19 protein-coding genes are annotated in these 17,602 nt (G+C 51.9%); 8 read left to right on the plus strand and 11 right to left on the minus strand.

The features are described 5' to 3' along the window. The 6 genes from B5D63_RS18745 to B5D63_RS18765 form a co-directional block, all read right to left on the minus strand. Positions 1–455: DUF6443 domain-containing protein (locus tag B5D63_RS18745; RefSeq protein ID WP_200817041.1), on the minus strand; the 455-nt coding region annotated here is incomplete at its 3' end. A 649-nt stretch (positions 456–1,104) separates the two neighbouring features. After that, positions 1,105–1,230, minus strand: a complete 126-nt coding sequence (locus B5D63_RS35790; RefSeq protein ID WP_394333852.1) for an ORF6N domain-containing protein — start codon at positions 1,228–1,230, stop codon at positions 1,105–1,107. Beyond that, positions 1,224–1,487 (minus strand): hypothetical protein, encoded by a 264-nt coding sequence (locus B5D63_RS18750; protein ID WP_078670383.1) that lies wholly within the window; start codon positions 1,485–1,487, stop codon positions 1,224–1,226. Before B5D63_RS18750 ends, B5D63_RS35790 begins: the two co-directional genes overlap by 7 nt. 14 nt (positions 1,488–1,501) lie before the next feature. Beyond that, a complete protein-coding gene (locus tag B5D63_RS18755; RefSeq protein WP_078670384.1) occupies positions 1,502–2,002 on the minus strand; it encodes a DinB family protein in 501 nt (166 codons plus the stop codon). 2 nt (positions 2,003–2,004) lie between these two features. Further along, the gene (locus B5D63_RS18760; RefSeq protein ID WP_078670385.1) at positions 2,005–2,445 is read right to left on the minus strand and encodes a PaaI family thioesterase; all 441 of its coding nucleotides are present in this window, start codon (positions 2,443–2,445) and stop codon (positions 2,005–2,007) included. Between the two features lie 11 nt (positions 2,446–2,456). Continuing rightward, complete coding sequence (locus B5D63_RS18765) at positions 2,457–3,152, minus strand: DUF2461 domain-containing protein (protein ID WP_078670386.1); 696 nt, start codon at positions 3,150–3,152, stop codon at positions 2,457–2,459. A gap of 178 nt (positions 3,153–3,330) precedes the next feature. Between B5D63_RS18765 and B5D63_RS18770 the strand changes: the two genes are divergently transcribed. From B5D63_RS18770 to B5D63_RS18790, 5 genes are all read left to right on the plus strand, one after another. Continuing rightward, positions 3,331–3,894, plus strand: coding sequence for an RNA polymerase sigma-70 factor (locus B5D63_RS18770; RefSeq protein WP_078670387.1), 564 nt, complete (start codon positions 3,331–3,333; stop codon positions 3,892–3,894). Between the two features lie 77 nt (positions 3,895–3,971). Further along, positions 3,972–5,087 carry a FecR family protein gene (locus B5D63_RS18775; protein WP_078670388.1) on the plus strand — a complete coding sequence of 372 codons (1,116 nt, stop codon included), beginning with the start codon at positions 3,972–3,974 and terminating at the stop codon, positions 5,085–5,087. Positions 5,088–5,299: 212 nt separating this feature from the next. Next, entirely contained in the window at positions 5,300–8,764 is a 3,465-nt protein-coding gene (locus tag B5D63_RS18780) for a TonB-dependent receptor (RefSeq protein ID WP_078670389.1), read from the plus strand. 18 nt (positions 8,765–8,782) lie between these two features. Next, on the plus strand, positions 8,783–10,276 hold the full coding sequence (locus tag B5D63_RS18785) for a RagB/SusD family nutrient uptake outer membrane protein (RefSeq protein WP_078670390.1): 1,494 nt from the start codon (positions 8,783–8,785) through the stop codon (positions 10,274–10,276). A 5-nt stretch (positions 10,277–10,281) separates the two neighbouring features. Next, positions 10,282–11,865, plus strand: coding sequence for a fibronectin type III domain-containing protein (locus B5D63_RS18790; RefSeq protein ID WP_078670391.1), 1,584 nt, complete (start codon positions 10,282–10,284; stop codon positions 11,863–11,865). Between the two features lie 92 nt (positions 11,866–11,957). Here B5D63_RS18790 and B5D63_RS18795 read toward each other — a convergent pair whose 3' ends face one another. The 3 genes from B5D63_RS18795 to B5D63_RS18805 form a co-directional block, all read right to left on the minus strand. After that, a complete protein-coding gene (locus B5D63_RS18795) occupies positions 11,958–12,497 on the minus strand; it encodes a GNAT family N-acetyltransferase (protein ID WP_078670392.1) in 540 nt (179 codons plus the stop codon). 83 nt (positions 12,498–12,580) lie between these two features. Next, the gene (locus B5D63_RS18800; RefSeq protein ID WP_078670393.1) at positions 12,581–13,111 is read right to left on the minus strand and encodes a DinB family protein; all 531 of its coding nucleotides are present in this window, start codon (positions 13,109–13,111) and stop codon (positions 12,581–12,583) included. Positions 13,112–13,189: 78 nt separating this feature from the next. After that, on the minus strand, positions 13,190–13,720 hold the full coding sequence (locus B5D63_RS18805; protein ID WP_078670394.1) for a DinB family protein: 531 nt from the start codon (positions 13,718–13,720) through the stop codon (positions 13,190–13,192). Between the two features lie 67 nt (positions 13,721–13,787). Between B5D63_RS18805 and B5D63_RS18810 the strand changes: the two genes are divergently transcribed. Then, complete coding sequence (locus tag B5D63_RS18810) at positions 13,788–14,255, plus strand: hotdog fold thioesterase (protein WP_078670395.1); 468 nt, start codon at positions 13,788–13,790, stop codon at positions 14,253–14,255. A 145-nt stretch (positions 14,256–14,400) separates the two neighbouring features. Beyond that, positions 14,401–14,604: a CsbD family protein gene (locus tag B5D63_RS18815; protein WP_078671322.1), complete on the plus strand. Its 204-nt coding sequence runs from the start codon at positions 14,401–14,403 to the stop codon at positions 14,602–14,604. A 49-nt stretch (positions 14,605–14,653) separates the two neighbouring features. Here B5D63_RS18815 and B5D63_RS18820 read toward each other — a convergent pair whose 3' ends face one another. After that, positions 14,654–16,039, minus strand: a complete 1,386-nt coding sequence (locus B5D63_RS18820) for an MmgE/PrpD family protein (RefSeq protein WP_078670396.1) — start codon at positions 16,037–16,039, stop codon at positions 14,654–14,656. A 75-nt stretch (positions 16,040–16,114) separates the two neighbouring features. Here B5D63_RS18820 and B5D63_RS18825 point away from each other — a divergent pair, with 75 nt between their 5' ends. Continuing rightward, positions 16,115–16,630, plus strand: a complete 516-nt coding sequence (locus B5D63_RS18825) for a CinA family protein (protein ID WP_159456071.1) — start codon at positions 16,115–16,117, stop codon at positions 16,628–16,630. 36 nt (positions 16,631–16,666) lie between these two features. Here the strand turns inward: B5D63_RS18825 and B5D63_RS18830 are convergent, their stop codons facing one another. Continuing rightward, a complete protein-coding gene (locus tag B5D63_RS18830) occupies positions 16,667–17,587 on the minus strand; it encodes a PorP/SprF family type IX secretion system membrane protein (RefSeq protein ID WP_159456072.1) in 921 nt (306 codons plus the stop codon). Positions 17,588–17,602 lie beyond the last annotated feature (15 nt).

Genomic DNA, 17,602 nt, shown 5'->3' on the forward strand with positions numbered 1-17,602 from the left:
GAATTCTGATAAAACTGTTGTTGTGCGCTAAAGGGAGATGTTTTGAATTTGCCATCGCCGGCAGTGTGCATATAAGGCAGATATTTATATTGTTCCCTTCCAAAAGCGTCGTATACCACCGGGGTCACAATATCCCTGGCAGAATCACCCATCCCTTTGGCCACCGTTTGCAACGGCCGGCCAAGACCGTCAAAATACTGCGTGCCCTGCTTTACCTCCTTTACGGTCCGGCTCTCAGCGATCACCGCAGCCGGATCTGTAGTGGGCATAGACGGTTCCCACGTGCGGATGTAATTTATGGACGGTGACGTATAGGCGGCTGGTAAAGCCACCGGCGTAGCGGCAGGAAGCCCGGGACCGCCCGGTTGCTGTGCCCGAGTCACCTGGCTGGCCAGGCCTAAGGCTGAAATCAATAATGTAACGCGTAACTGCCTGAACCGATTTCTTTCTCTCATAGGTCTTTTATTTGGGTAACAACTTTTCATTATGTAACCGGCGGTTGATATTTCAATACTTTTCTATCCTTGTTGCTACATCTGGCCATTCCTTTCTTAGGCGCAGCAAATAACAGAGATAAGTTGATTAAACAGCTATTGGACCAGGAACAATCTATCAGAGGAACGTCTCCATAGGTAAGGAATGCATTCTGGATAGGAGGAATTGTTGGGCTACATCCAATATTTGCGCTACATAATCAATGTTTCTTTTGTAACAACCAATACTGTACAAGATAGAAAAATAGTTCATTCCTGCAAAATCTCCCGGCCACGAGGAATTCTTTTCATCTTCATTTCTCCCGATCAAGTGCCATTTGCCTGCTAACAACTATTTAAGCTAATCGGCTATTTAAGGTGGCGCACTTTGCGACACCTGTTTTCTCAGCTTCTTAACGGTAAAGAATACCACTGACCACACTTCTCCGATCCAAAGTATATTCAAGATAATACACCGATTCGACAGGGCACGCCGATTCAAAATCCGTCACTACTACATCACCGGGATTAACCCACAAATCCAGAAAATGGCGGGTCTGTATCCATATTTAAAGAAGATAAACGTCTCTAGCAGCATGGGCTTATCAGTAAAATATTCAAGCACCTAGACCTACAAATTATTCTGGCATGGTATCACATTTTGTGATACCACTAATACTACCTCCTTTTCTGTCAACTCAAACATAAAATCTTCCGAAAATCGCTCTATGTCCATTTTTACGGCCATCATCACCATATTATCTCCTCTTCCCCATTCCTCTCAACCACTATCCTGAAACTGTAATTAATATCGATATGGATCGTATCCTGAACAGTATATCGGACATCAATAATATCATTCACATCCTGGTGGGCATCTTTATAACCAATAATCTTCAGCTTCAGGAATTCCCCAGTCTCCAGGAAATAGTCAATACAGGGAGGGCCTATAATAAGCACCAGCGGCGCTTTATTCGTATTTTCAAATTTAAGTACCAGGTCAGCTGTGGCCATATTCATTCACTTCACTACCCCTTACCATACCCCGCCACTTCCTCAGCACTCAACCCAAACATCGGCGGAGTTTTCACACCGATCATATTCAGGTAGATATACAACTGTGCGCGGTGATGGATTTCATGTTCCACCATGGCGCGCATCCATTTCCAGATGGGCATGGTAGCATTGCCGGGCGTAGTGCATTTCCGCTGCAGGTCTTCATCGCTCAACGCGCGAAAAATAGCCATCGACTCCTCATGCTTTTCATCGAAATACGCCATCACGGCCTCGTAGCCGTCTGCCAGCGCTTTACCGCAGCCGCTGTAGCTGCTGGGGCGGCCGGCGATGGTTTCGGCGAACATATACCTTTCGATAGCGGCGATATGCCGTATTTCATCGCCGATGGTGAACTTGCCCGGCATATAGGCCCAGTCCAGCGAATCGGGCGGCACTACGGCCAGCAGTCTTTTGGTGCGTTCGCGGATTTTATCGTAGTAAGGGATGAACGTGGTTACAGTAGTAATTTCCATGGTTAACGTTTTTTGATCTGCATCATGGTGACCAGCGCGGTGGCTACATGGGTTTCGCGCTCATCGCTGCGGGTATAAAGATCTGTTTGTATAATGGTGAGCGTGGCGCCGGCTTTGATGGTCTTTCCCCGGCCGATCAGCAGCTCTCCTTTGGCCTGGTTCAGGAAGTTGATCTTAAACTCGACGGTCACAAAATAAGGGTCTTCCACCGGAATGGTGGCCGCACAATAGCCTGCCACCACGTCTGTCAGGCCCGCGATGGCGCTGCCATGGAAGATCCCCGACGGACGCAGCGCGATCTCGCTGGGCGGCATGCTGATCTCTACATACCCTTTCCCGATGCCGGTCAGGCTGGCGCCGTACAGCGCCATCATCTTCTGCCGGCCAAAACTATCGCGCACGCGCTGTGCTATCTCCGGTGCTAACGGTTCAATGTTGTGCATAAGGCTGATGATTATAATCCGTTGGAATCGGTGGACAAAATTTCACTCATGTAGTCGAGGAAGGGACGCATGGCGGCAAAGGTTTTACCCGCTTCTTTTCTGAACTGCGGCGACATTACTTCTTCATCGGTAAAACGCCGGATCAGCAGGTACTGCTTATAGCGCAACAGGTCGGCGCCCTCATGCTCCGGATCATAACCACGGGGTGTCTTTTTCAGCTGCTCCCCTTCCAGCGTGCCGAAAGTGGAGGTAAAAGATTTACTGCTGAGGATCTTGCGCAGCGGCGCGGGATCGAAGGCAATGTCATCGCGGATCTTTTTGAGATCGTCGGCCACCGGCCCCCAGAAGCCGCCGCCGACAAAGCTGGCGCCCTGCTCTATCTGAAAGTAATATCCTCCGCGGCGCTGCCGGGTGGCCCGTTTGAAACCACCGGCCCAATAGGTTTTATAAGGTGTTTTATCTGAAGAGAAACGGGTGTCGCGGTAAATACGGAAAAGGCTTTTTTTGCCGGAAGGCGTTTCTATGACGTCGTGCGTGGAAAGGTCTGCCAGCAGGCCATCCGCAAAGGTTTCCACTTCCTGTAGCGCCCGGAGGTAGTCGTCTTTATGTGCGTTGAACCACTCCCGGTTGTTATTTTTCTTTAACGCCTTTAAGAAATCAAATCCGGCCTGTTGTATGCCTGCTCCGCCTGTTGTTTGTTTAGCCATTTTACTGTTGTTTTTTCAGGATGAAATCGACGAAAGCAAATATAAATTAATTTTTACCACCGGGTTTGTCGGGCCTCAAATCCCGACATCAAAAAACCCGTCAACCAATCTGTGTTTGCTCTATTCATAAAAATAATGCAAATTTGGCCGATGGGCTCTGCCGGAGGTTTATTCGTATATGAGGGATTATAACGCGTTCAGTGATGCAGCATTGCTACCTTTATTAAAGGAAGGCGAGGTACAGGCCTTTAACGAGGTGTATGCCCGTTATTTCCGCCTGCTGTACCAGTACGCCTGGAATATCCTGAACAACGAAGAAGAGTGCAGCGACGCCGTGCAGGAGATATTTGTGTGGCTGTGGGAACACCGCTCCACCCTCGAAGTCACCTCCCTGAAAGGCTACCTGATGGCCGCCGTTAAATACCGGCTGGCCCGCATCATCCAGACCTCCCGCCGCCGTGCCGCCATCCTCGCTGCCAACGTGGAACTGCCTACCATCACCCGCATAGAAGAAGACATGGAGGTAAAAGAACTGAGACGGGTGATCACTGAATTCTCCGAAACACTCCCCCAGCGCGCCCGCGAGATATTCCACCTCAGCCGGGTACAACACCTCAGCAACAGGGAAATAGCCGCCCGCCTGGGCATCTCCGAAAAAACGGTGGAAAACCAGATCACCATCGCCCTGAAAAAACTCCGGTCAGACCTGGGCAAAAAAATGCTCTCCTTCCTGCTGTTATAATTTTTTTTGCCCTCCTTTGGGGGGAAGCCCCTTTTTATGTCCCTTAGTATATTGAACAAGCACCTAACAGGCTTTCCATGGACCAAGCACGTATTGCGGATATTATAGAACGAATAGCGACCAACACGGCCACAGATGAAGAACTGGCGGTGTACAGCGCCTGGTGCGATGCACAGCAGGCCGGCAGGCTGGATATCGGCGACTTGTCCGCCCGGGAAACCGTCCTACTGGAAAAAATACACCGGCAGGCCGGCATCTCCCGCGGAAGGGTATTCCCCTGGCGCATCGCTGCAGCCGCCGCACTCACCGGCATCCTGGCCGGCGGCTTCTTCTGGTTCAAACATAGCAGCCAGCCAACGGCGCCCGTGGCCATCCACGCGCTGCCACCTTCGGCAGACCTGCCGGCAGGCAAAAACACTGCTACCCTCACGCTGGCCAACGGGAAGAAAATACTGCTCTCCGACACCCGGACCGGTAAACTGACCGACCAGGACGGCGCGGAAGTCAGCAAAGCGGCCGACGGCTCCCTGGAATACCGGCCGGTAAACGGCGCCACCACCGTTCAGTACAACACCCTCAGCACCGCCCGGGGCGAACAATACCAGATCACCTTGTCCGACGGTACGCGGGTATGGATCAATGCCGCCACCACCCTCACCTTCCCGGCCTCTTTCGCCCATCAGGCGGAACGTTCCGTGGAGGTCAACGGCGAAGCCTACTTTGAAGTGGCCGCCGATCCGGCCCGCCCCTTTAAAGTACGCACCAATCATCAACAAATACAAGTGCTGGGCACCAGCTTCAATGTCAACAACTACCCCGATGAACCCTCCGCCAGGACCACCCTGCTCCGCGGCGCCGTTAAAATCAACGACGCACAGGTGCTAAAACCCGGGCAACAGGCCATCAGCGGTAAAAACGGCGATGTAAAAATCACCACTGTCAACACCGACGGTATCGTCGCCTGGAAAAACGGCTACTTCGAATTCAACGATGAAAACATCTACCAGGTGATGCGGAAAATAGCCCGCTGGTACGATGTGGAAGTCATTTACGAAGGCGACATCCCCACCAACGAAATGGTGGGCACCATCTCCCGGTTTGAAAACGTATCAAAAGTCTTAAATACCATCGAGAAAGCAGGCCTGTTAAAATTCAGGATCAGCGAAAAGAAAATTTATGTAAGCAAATACTGACCACGATTGTGAACGATGATTGTCAGTCGAACAACTATTTAACAGTGAACTTTAAATCCACGCCAATGAAGTAAAGCCAACAAACAAGTGGCCTTATAAAAAACGTGAAAGTGAGGAAGCACTTCCACGTTCGGTCGTAAGGCCTCCATCAAAATCAATTTTTCACGCACGGAAAAACAAACATTGAATTAAAAACCAAACCTCGTAAAGGTATGATATTAAACCTTCTTCACAAAGGAGGCAGGGCGAGCTATTGCCAGCCTTCCAAAATCTTCGTTTTCATGCGGATTGCCACCACATTATTGCTTACAGCGTTCGTCAGCCTCAGTGCTGCAGCCAATGCACAGAAAGTGACCCTTTCTGAGAAAAACGCTTCCCTTGTCACTGTCATCCGGAAACTAAGAAGCCAGACAGGCTACAACTTCTTCTACGTTAAAGATCATATCAGCGCCGCCAAACCGGTCAACATCAACCTCAACGACGTGCCGCTGAGCGAAGCGCTGAAAGCCATTTTTGCAGACCAGCCCCTCTCCTACGTGATGGACGGCAAAGAGATCACCGTAAGGAAAAAACCGGCAGCCACCACCCTGACGGGCAACCTGCTGACCGACGTGACCGGCAAGGTCCTCGACGCCGACGGCGCACCGCTGCCTTTTGTGACCGTGGCCGTGAAAGGCTCCCAGAAAGGCGCCATCACCAAAGCCGACGGCACCTTCTCCCTCAACCTCGTAAAAGGTGATGTGGTGATCGTACGCTCCATCGGCTTCGAAACCCAGGAAATCATCTACACCGGCCAGGCTACCCTCGATATCCGCCTGAAACGCGCTACCAACGCCCTGTCAGACGTAGTAGTGATCGGTTACGGTACGGTGAAACAAAAGAACCTCACCGGCGCCGTGACCACCGTGAAAGGCAAAGACCTCAACATCAGCGCCAGTACCAACTTTCAGAGCGCGCTGCAGGGTAAGGCTTCCGGCGTACAGGTAACACAAACCACCGGTCAACCCGGCGCAGGCATCAAAGTACAGATCAGGAGCAACCCGTCCTTCGCTAACGCCGGCGTGTTGTACGTGATCGACGGCGTACCTGTGATGGACGCTGCCGCACAGCCCATCACCGGTACCAAATACGGTAAAAATGCAGAAGGCGGCGTAGACAAATCCCCGCTGAACTTCATCAACCCCAACGATATCCAGTCCATCGAATTCCTGAAAGACGCCAGCGCCGCCTCTATCTACGGCGCACGCGCCGGCGCCGGTGTGGTGCTCATCACCACCAAAAAAGGCATCAATGGCAAACCCAAAGTGGAATATACCGGTTCCTACGGCATTCAGAACGTAGACAAAATGTACCCGGTATACGGAGCAGCTGACTACATGGTACAACGCAATCTGCTGAGAGAAGAGATGTGGTACCGCGATAATAAAGTGGCTCCCTACTATGGCACCAAAGATCCGGCATCCGTGACCGACCCGTACAAACCGATCTACTCACAGGGCCAGATCGACTCCGCCCGCAGCTATAACGAAAAAGCTACCGACGCCATCACCCGCGCAGGCTACACGCAACAGCATAACCTCGCTGTTTCGGGCGGTAACGGTAAAACGAACTACTACGCTTCCGGCAACTACTTCGATCAGAAAGGCGTGATCCTCGGCACCGACTTCAAACGTTACAACGGCCGCGTAAGCATCGACCAGGCGGTGTCCGACAAAATCAAACTGGGCGCCAGTATGATCCTGTCCAATGCTACCGCCAACAATACCTTTACCGGCGGCGCCAACGAAAACGGCGGTATCATCACTTCCGCTATCTACTGGGCGCCGGTGCAACCACTGCAACTGCCCGATGGCACCTACCCGGTAAGCCCCTACTATCCTAACATCCCCAACCCGGTGTCTTACGGTACCATCACCGACCAGACCGTCACCACCCGTACGCTCAGCAGCGCCTTTGCAGAATGGAGCATCATCCCCGACCTGAAAGCCAATGTGCGCTTCAGCTATGACAACTCCAACTCCAAACGTTCCACCTACCTGCCCAGGACATTCTACCTCGGTGCACAGGTGAACGGCTCTGCCAGCATCGCCCAGTCAGAAGCCAAATCCACCCTGCTGGAGTATACCCTCGCCTATAACAAAACATTCAACGAACAGCACAACCTCAGCGCCGTTGCAGGTTACAGCTACCAGAAATCCGGCTGGGAAGGTTTTAACGCCTCCAACCAGGGTTTCCTCTCTGATGTATCTAAATACTATGACCTCGGCTCCGGCCAGGCGATCAAACCGATCGTAGGTTCCAGCAAATCAGAAACGATCTGGGCTTCCTACTTCGCCCGCGCCATCTACACCTACAGAGGCAATATCACCTTACAGGCGTCTATCCGCCGTGACGGCTCCTCCGTATTTGCCGCCAACAAAAAATGGGGTTACTTCCCCGGCGTATCTGCCGGCTGGGTGCTCTCCGACGAAGCCTTCCTGAAAGGTTTTACACCACTCTCCTTCCTGAAAGTAAGAGCCGGCTACGGCGAAACCGGTAACAGTAACTTCGGCGCAGCAGCCAACAGGGTTTACGACGCCTCCAGAAGTCCTTACTTCGGCACCGGCAATATCAACACCGGCGTAGTAATGACCCGCGACGAAAACCCCAACCTCACCTGGGAAACGGCCGGTGAACTAAACGCTGGCGTTGACTTCGCTTTCTTTAACAACCGCCTCTCCGGTTCATTCGACTATTTCCGCAAAGACATCCGCAACCTGATCTTCAGCGTTACCTATCCCACCGGCTTCGTGCTCAGGGAAGGATTTATCAATGCCGGAAAAACCAGGTCTACCGGTTACGAGATAGCCCTGCACAGCAAAAACATCCAGTCTGAAAATGGGTTCTCCTGGTCTACCAGCCTGAACTTCTCCCATTACCTCAGCTACTGGAAAGAACGCTCTCCGGCAGCCATAGGCGCACTGAAGCCCTGGGAAGCAGCTACCGGTAAAGACGCCCTCTTCAACCCGATCTATGGCTACTGGTCTACCGGTATCTATAACGGAGAAAAAGGCGGCGCACCGGCATATATGCCCGGCATGCTGCCAGGCGGCCTTATCCTGAAAGATATTCACGGCTTCGACGCCAACGGTAAAGTGATTGGTCCTGATGGCGCTATTTCCGCGGCAGATAAAACCCTGCTGGCCAATGGCGATCCCCGTTTCAACTTCGGCATCGGTAACCAGTTCTCTTATAAAAATTTCGACCTGAACATTTTCTTCTCCGGCCTGATCCAGAAAAAATGGTCTCCCTACCTGGGCGGCAGGGTGAATGAAACCACCACCAATCCTTTTGGTTTTAACGCTATGCCGGTATCCTCCAACCGCTGGACCTTCAAAAACCCGAACGGAGATTTCCCGACCGCCCTCACCGACGGTTCCTATTCCCAGTTCCAGAACGAAGCCAGCTACTGGCTCGCCGACGCTTCTTTCCTGCGCTGCCGCAATATCACACTGGGTTATACCCTGCCTGCCAAAGTAGTAGAAAGACAAAAAGTATTCTCTGGTGTAAGGTTCTCCTTCGACGTTCAGAATCCGTTTACCATCACCCAATACCCCGGACTGGACCCTGAGCTGGACCCGGACAACTTCTACCCGCTGGTAAAAAGTTATGTATTTGGTGTAATCGTATCCTTCTAATCACTTAACCGGACAATCATGAAAAACATATATCACCGACTCATTTTGCTGGGCAGCCTCGCGGCTTTCAGCGCATGTGAAAAAGACCTGAAATATAACACCTACGGCAACCTCGCCGATGTAGTAAATACCAACGAAGGCGCAGTGGCAACCGTCAACGCCGCTTACACCGGTCTGGCCGGTGGCGGCGACTGGCAGGGCGGCTGGGATGCCGGCACCTTCGCCTGGCGCACACAAGCCATGATGACCACCGACGAGGGCGTCTGCTCCTGGGGCGGTAACTGGATACCGCTGCGTAACCTGAACTACACGCCAGACTTTGAATGGGTAACACACAACTACGGTAACTATACTTCTTATATTTCCCGTATCGCCATCGCACTGGGCAACCTGGAGAACCTGAACATCGAAGCCAAACTGAAACAGCGGTATATCGCTGAACTGAAAGCGCTGAGAGCCCACTATGCACAACTGCTGTACTTCAACTATGGTCCGTTCACCATCGTGACAGATGCTAAAATAGCCGCCGATCCTAACGCGCCTTACCTGCCCCGTCCTACCAAAGAGGTGGTGGCAGCACAGATCGAAAAGGACTATAAAGAAGCCGCCGCCGTACTGCCCGACAAGTTCACCGGCATGGACTATGGCCGCTTCTCCAAAGCCGCCGCACTCACCGGCCTCATGAAACTGTACATGCATGAGAAAAAATGGGCAGACGCCGTAACCACCGGTCAGCAGCTGACACAGATGGGCTACTCCCTGATGGGCAACTACGAAGACAACTTCAACACGGCCAGCAAAGGCGGGAACTCTCCGGAGATGATCCTCGCCATCGTATGCTCTTCTTCCGGCGGCGACCAGTACACCAACATGTGGCTGGCACACGCACTACCCTCCGATTACAAAGACTCTACCGGCATCCCGCTGACGGCATGGGGCGGTTATAAAATGCCCTGGTCCAGCTACGATAAATTCGACAAAAAAGATAAAAGGCTGAAAGTGCTGCTGGAATCCTATCCTGTAGGAAAAGACCCCAGCGGGAAAGTCATCTATAAAAACGCCAGGACCGACGGACAGTTGGGCGCTATCCCGGTGAAATTCGCTCCCGATCCGTCCCGCGCCAACTCACAAAACAGCGCGATCGACTTCCCGATCTACCGCTATGCCGACGTGCTGCTGATGCTGGCAGAGAGCATCAACGAAGCTAACGGCGCTCCCAACCAGCAGGCCTACGACGCCATCAACGCGGTAAGGAGAAGAGCCGGGCTGGCAGACCTGCCCATCGGTCTCTCCAAAACCCAGTTCCTTGCCAGAATACAGGACGAACGCCTGTTTGAACTGTGGGGCGAAGGCTGGAGGAAAGATGACCTGATCCGCTGGAACCTCTATATCCAACGCGCGGTCAACGATGGTTCCACCACCGCACAGCCTTACAAAGTGCTGTTACCTTTACCAAGGCTGGTGATCACCCAAAGCGGTGGCGTCATCAAACAAAACGAAGGATATAACTAAGGATTATGAAGCGATTGTTTTATTTATTGTTTTTAACATCAACCGGTTTGCAGGCGCAGGATGTATCCGCGCCTGCAAATCTCCGGCTGACGGGCACCCGCAGCTGGATCAGGGTTGACTGGGAGGATAAGGCCTCCAACGAAGCAGGCTACCACCTGTACTGGTCTGATAGTAACCACAAGCCGGCCACTCCTTCCGCCACACTGCCCGCCAACAGCACCCGCTTCTATATTCAGCAGGTGAAAGGCAACACCCGTTATCACGTATGGGTAGAAGCCTTCAGCGCACAGCAGCACAGCAAAACGCTCGCCGGCGCCGTCCTCACCACCCCGCAATGGTCGCTGGACACCGCCGAAGCCCGCCGGCTGGACATCGCCAGCTCTGCCGCCGTTCCCGAAGGCATGGCCCTTTACTGGCATGATGAATTCAACGACTCCCTGCTGGACCGCAACAAATGGCACACGACGTACTATTCCAATATTGACTTTCTCAAGAAAGACAACCTGGACAACATGCGCAACGGCACGCTTCCTGAAGCTGCCTATACGCTCAACGGCCGTACCATCAATATTTTCACCAACGATTCCCTGCCGGCAAAAGCCTACTACCCTAACGGCCGGAAGATCTCTTCCATCCAGACGTACGATTGGCGCACCAACGAAAACCTGCTCGACAACAGCCGCGGCGGATATTATGAGGTAAGGGTAAAACGCAGCTTCACCGGTAAACCACAGGGGCTGAACACCGCCTACTGGTTTGACTCTCCGGGGCCGGACCTGAAATATTACCTGCAGGAAGGCACCACGCTCAACGGCGTTACCGGCATCCGCCCGAAAGGACAGGTGTTCGAGATCGACGTGTTCGAAAACATCGACGCGCAGTTTGTGCTGCATGGTCATGTGGACGATAAAGGGAGGTTCGTGCACAACCTCAACACCCACATCGCCAAAGGGTTTGAGCACAAAGACCAATGGGTGACCCACGGTATCCTCTGGACGCCCAACAGCATCAAACATTATATCAACGGGCAACTGATAAAAGCTTACGACGACAAACACCAGATCTACTCCCCCAACCACGTGATGAACGTGTTCCTGGGCTCCTATGGCGGCGGCGGTTCCGTAAGCATGGAAGTGGATTATATCCGCGGGTACCAATGGCCGCTGGAAGGCAACAACGAACTGCCCAATCCCGGCTTTGAAGCCAACAACAGCCTCCTGCCCTGGGAAGGCAACGGCACGCTGACCACCGGCCGCAGTGGCAGCCGTGGCCTGCTGCTGAAACCCGGCCAGGAAATGGAACAATATGTCTACCTGAATAATGACAGCAACTACCAGTTGACCTACTGGCAGAAAGGTAACAGCCCGCTGCATGCGGCAGTGGCCAATATGAAGCAGGTCACTGGCGACCTGCAACAGGCGGCGGCACAGACACAAAGCGGGAAAATCAGTTTCTCCCGCCAGCAGCTTTATTTTCAGACCGGCAAAGAATACGGTAACAATATGAAAACCGTGCGTATTTACTTTAAAAATACCGGTCAGCAGGATATCATCCTGGACGATGTGACCATCAGCAAGACAGGCAAATAACCATCCGTTATACATTTCAAAGGGCTGCCTGCAATAGATGCCGGCAGCCCTTTGTTTTTGTCACGGAACGGTGATCATGCAGACCGGTAGCATCAGGCATGCTGCGCCGGCCAGTCTGCCTTATTAATTTCATAAATACAATTCAGGCGGGAAGGTTCACCGAAGTAAGCCACTTCTTCTTCCTTCACTTTACGGGCGCCCAGCCGGGTAACCGCTATCTGGGAGCGGGTATTGACAGCACCCACGTGAAAAATGACCTTGTCTGCATATTGAAAAATATACGACAGCATCAGGTCTTTTACGGAAGGATTCAGTCCGGTGCCCCAGCATTCGCGGCTATAAAACGTATAACCGATCAGGATACTGTTGTCTTCCGGATTGTAATCGTAGAAACGGCTGCTGCCAGCTGTTTTACCGGTGGCCTTGTCCACGATGCGGAAGGCGCCGCCGCTTTTCATGGCGCCGTCGAAGTAGGTCTCAAATACCGGCCGTTGCCAGCGGGTTTTGTTGGGATGTTGTTCCCATACCAGCGGATCGGACGCCACTTCATACAACGCTTCAAAATCGTTTTGTTGCAGGGGATAGAGGATGGCCCGTTCGTTTTCCAGTTGGGGTTGTATTGAAAAGTTCATATTGATGTCATTTGTCTTTGACAAAATAACAACTATCCACCCGCATCCCCTGCGTCCAATTAATACAAAACGGATAGTCCGGCTTAGAAAAGTTTCTCCTGTGGTGGTTTAACACCGGCCAGGCGGATGTACACGGTGGTCTGGCCACGATGGTGCGTCTGATGCTCAAACGCCTTTTCAAAGGCAGCCTCACGGCTCATGTCGAAGCGGCCGAAAAGTTTGATCGGCTCCGGCATCTGCGCGTCTTTCATGTTCTTGAGTTTGTCAATGACAAAGTCGTAGCTGTCCATCACGGTTTTGGTCACTCCTTGTTTGGAAGTGTCGCCGGACTTTTCCAGGTCGCCCGGTTTCCCCTGCATAGTGGCGCCGCTGGCGAAAGTGGCGAATCCGAAATTGGCTTCTGCAAGGTGCAGCATCTGTCCGGCAAACGAACGCATTTCCGGCGTTGGTTTCAGACCATAGGAGCCTTCAGGCATCACGTCCAGGTACTCTTTGGTATATTCCTTTGCCCTTTCCCACTCCTTGATCATTTTAGCGTTGATTTGCTGCGCATACATTTGCAGCGACAGGCATACGGCGATGCCCGTGGCGAGAAATAATTTGAGAGGTTTCATAATTGGTGGAGTTATGTAGACTGCTAAATTACTGTATTTCCTGCGGGCAAAAAAAAAAGCGATTTCCTTCCGTTTATTTTAGAACAATTTTTCCTGTGGCGGTTTGGCACCGGCAAGACGAATATAAACGGTGGTCTGCCCACGATGATGCGTCTGATGCTCAAAGCCTTTGTCCAATGTCGTTTCACGGCTCATGTCAAAACGGCCCCACAGTTTGATCTGCTCCGCCAGCTGCGCGTCGGTCATGCTTTTCACTTTACCTATCACATAGTCGTAACCGTCCAGCACAGTTTTGGTCACCCCCTGTTTGGATTTGTCGGGCACTTTCTCCAGTTCTCCCGGTTTATAAGGAGGCGTAGCTCCCGAAGCCAGTGCAGCAAACAGGTAGTTGTCTTCTGTAAGGTGCAACATCTGGTCAGCAAATGAACGCATTTCCGGAGTAGGCTTTAACCCATAGGCGGAATCAGGCATCGCGTCCAGGTATTGTTTGGTATAATCTTTCGCCCGCTGCCATTCCTTTATCACGTTGGCAGAAGTGTGTTGGGCATACATCTGAAGAGACAGGCACAGCGCGGCGCCTGTCGCGAAAAGCAGTTTAGTGGATTTCATGTAGTGAGTAGTTGTATAACCAACTAAATTACTATATTCCCTTTTTGCAAAAAAAGATATTTCACCCATGAACGCAACAAAAATCTGGCATACGACCGTTACTATCGCTGAACTGAATGAAAAAGGAAAATCCACGATGAATGAACACCTCGGTATGGAATTTACCGGCATCGGCGACAACTATCTGCGTATACGCATGCCTGTAGACCACCGCACCGTACAGACTTATGGTATCCTGCATGGCGGCGCCTCCGTAGCACTGGCAGAAACAGTGGGCAGCATCGCCTCCACCCTCGTCATTGATCCCGATACCGATATTTGCGTAGGCATGGAAATCAATGCCAACCATGTCCGCAGCGCCCGCGAAGGTTATGTGCATGCCACCGCCACGCCGATACACCTTGGTCGCCGCAGCCACATCTGGGAAATCAGGATCACCGACGACCAGCAACGGCTGATCTGTATCTGCCGGCATACCGTGGCCGTATTGGAAAAAGCCTCGTTCCTGTCCGGCTCAGACCGCGGACAAGCATAGGCAAAATGTCTAGAGATGACCGCGGACGGGGATGTTTTTCCTCGCTTTCCACGTCCGAAACCCGCAAAAACAGGCTCAGGAACAGGTGGATTAATATTTGAAAGATATCAACCGTAAATTATTAGTCACCCAAAAACTGTTTACTATGGACACTCAAAACAACAGCTTTATCCTGAAGGTAAAAGGCAACTGGAATGAATTAAAAGGTAAGATCAAACAACAATACGCAGATCTTACGGACGATGACCTGCTCTATGTGGAAGGCAAGGAAGACGAGCTGCTGGGGCGCATCCAGCAGAAAACAGGCCAGACAAAAGAAGAAGTGAAATCGTGGATCGATAAATTATAGTAACCGCGAAATATATAAGCCCCGGGACTTTCAGCCCGGGGCTTATATATTAAAGATCATGCTGCAGCATGGCCGCCAGCAACTCATTGGCAGTATGGTTTTCCAGCTGTTCGATCATGTCACATACCCCATTTATTTTTTCTTCAGAGACATATGGTTTGTTTAACCGCACCATTTTCGCTTTCACTTCTTCAAATGTCAGCGGACGGGTGAAAAATCCTTTATAGTCTTCTTTTTCCCCGGTAAACTGTTCCCCGCTGATCGTAGTGATCTCTACTTTACAACGTACCTTGTCCGGGTACGCCGCCGTATAAGGATCCAGGATGCCGGCTACCTTCAAGGGCTTATGCAGCGGAAAACCGGTATGTATCTTTACCTTCTGCAATAACGACTGTACATCTTCCTGGGCGATGCGCTCTTCCGCGAGCTGTGGCGGGTACACCTGCCTGTCCAGCAATACTACGGCCGCCAGGTAAGGCAGACTGTGATCTGCCTGTTCTTTGGTGAAGACTTTTGTTCTGTCCCCGTATTCACCATTGCCCACTATGTGATAGGCCGTAAGGAAGGTGGTGATATTGACTTCCGTGACGGCTGCGGCCCGCAGCTGATGCGCTTCGGTCATTTCCTGCACCAGTTCCAGCACCGACTGCGTGTGTACTTCCGCGTTATACGTCTTCAATATACAATGGGAAAGCAATTGAAAATCTTCCACGCTCCATTCATGCTCCAGCTTTTGCTGATGCAACGCGTTATATCCTTTTTCCGGTATCTCAAAAAGGTCGGACGGGCCGCTGATCCCATTTTTTGCCATCATCACCAGGTTCATACAGCCGGCATTTACCAGCGCAGAAGCCAGCCCCTTCCATTCGGTGGTATAAGACGCCCGCGAAGTGACAAGAGGATTAATGTTACAGCCTGCTATTCCCAGGGCATGGGTCAGCGCTTTGGCGGACAGGTCCAGCAACCGTCCTGCGCCTGCTGTGGCGGAGAATGCCAGTAAGGTGGTATGGTCGAATCCTGCCATCATCACCGGGTAGTTTTGCGTGAGTACACATTCCACCACATAGGCCGTGGCCATAGCGGATAAAAACGTTTCACCCGGGATATCCTTCAAATGGCACGCAGCTAGCAGTATCCCGATATTATCGCTCGGGTGGCAGGTAGATTCTTTTGCCAGGAAGTTATCCATAAAATCAGGATAACGGATGAAAGCGGTGTAACACTGGGCAGCATGGTCTGCCGCCAATGGCTGAGCGGTAGTATATAACTGCCGGATGCTCGCTTCCATCTTACGGGGCGTTTCCTGGAACTGCGCCCAGATAAAGGAAGCGGCTGCATCAAGCAAATGAATTTTCAGACGCGACCGTATTTCTGATGGAATATCCCTATAATGATACCGCAGCGCAAAGTCAGCGATCTTTTCTGTCTGTGTCATCAGGTATTCTTTTTAAACACCTGCTCTAAACCCCGTGCCAAACGCTGGCACGGGATTAGAAAAGAAACCTTCATTATGGACACTATGAATCTTGACACCATTAACCGGATCGGGGCGATCCTGATGAACCGTCAACAGAACCTTGCGGTGGCGGAAAGTGTTACCGCCGGCATGTTACAGGTCGCCTTTTCATCGGCCGACAGAGCGTCGGAATTTTTTCAGGGAGGTATTACAGCGTATAATCTCGGACAGAAAGCGCGGCACCTGCATCTCGATCCTATCCACGGGCAACAATGCAATTGTATATCTGCGGAAACCGCCTGTACCCTATCGGAAAACTGTTGTTCCTTTTTTTCATCACATTGGGGAATTGGCATTACCGGCTACGCTTCCACCGTGCCGGAAGAAGGCATTACTGAACTGTACTGCTACTACAGCATTGCGGCCGACGGGCAGGAGATAAAATCCGCACGGATAACACCGCCACCCGGGCAGGAAGATCCAATTGCCATCAGGTATTTTTATACCAATATGGTGATTGACATCCTGCTGGACCTACTCACCAACACCCTACAAAAAAAGCCCCGCTAAAAGCGGAGCTTCTGCTGCGGATGGCACACCATCCGTTTATTTGAACAGATGTACGGAAGCGCCTATTTCATAGGCGCCGTTATTGGGATTGTTGTAACCTCCGGTCTGTGTGTGATAGAGCGCCTGTATCATTACTGTATGGCTGATGTTTACCCCAAAGCCCGCTGTCAGGCTTTTGGAGGTATGATATAGCGCCATGATGTTTAACAGATTGTTCAGGAAAACAGCGTTGACTCCTGCGTCGATGATGTTATCATAGCCGCGCACGCCCCGGAAGCAGACTTTAGGCGTCAGGCTTTCCAGCGCGCCTTCAAAGCCGAATGTATATTCAGCAGCCGAATAGAAGATGGTACCACCGTCCACCGTTTTATTGTCTCCAGTAACGAGGCTTCTGACATTGGGCAAGGCAGCCTGCACGGTCAGTGCTCCTGTCGTATAGGCCATCCCGTATTCTCCCTCGAAATAGTTGTCCCGGCGGTTGAAAGCGCCCAGGGAAGGATCGTTAGGGTCGCCGTTTACATGGGAAAGGTCCAGCCGCTGGAAGTTGAGCGCCAGCGAAAGCCCGAAATGCAGCTGCTGGCCGCTGGCCCCTAGCGGTAGATGATAAGCATAACTCATCGCTACGCGGGTACGGTTTATCAGCCCTGCCACGTCGTTAAAAATGTTCAGGCCTGCTCCCACTCTTTTGCCCAGCGCTCCGTCTACCGTTAGGAAACGGGTTTCCGGGGCGCCGTTGAGCTGTTTCCATTGACGGCGATAAGCCAGGTTTATATGCAAACCGGTATCTATGCCCGCCATGGCGGCATTGGCCAGGTACTGGTTCTGAAAAAACTGCGTGCCGGAAGGCTCCAGCAGGGCCGGCGCATCGCTGAGCGTTTGCGCCGAGGCGCCGCCTGCTGCCGTTATTAACAGCAGCAAGGCTAAACGTCTGGTCAGGGAGGATAGCATGCTTTTCATGTAATGATATTGATA

It is taken from the genome of Chitinophaga eiseniae, from assembly GCF_900167135.1.
Classification (GTDB): domain Bacteria; phylum Bacteroidota; class Bacteroidia; order Chitinophagales; family Chitinophagaceae; genus Chitinophaga; species Chitinophaga eiseniae.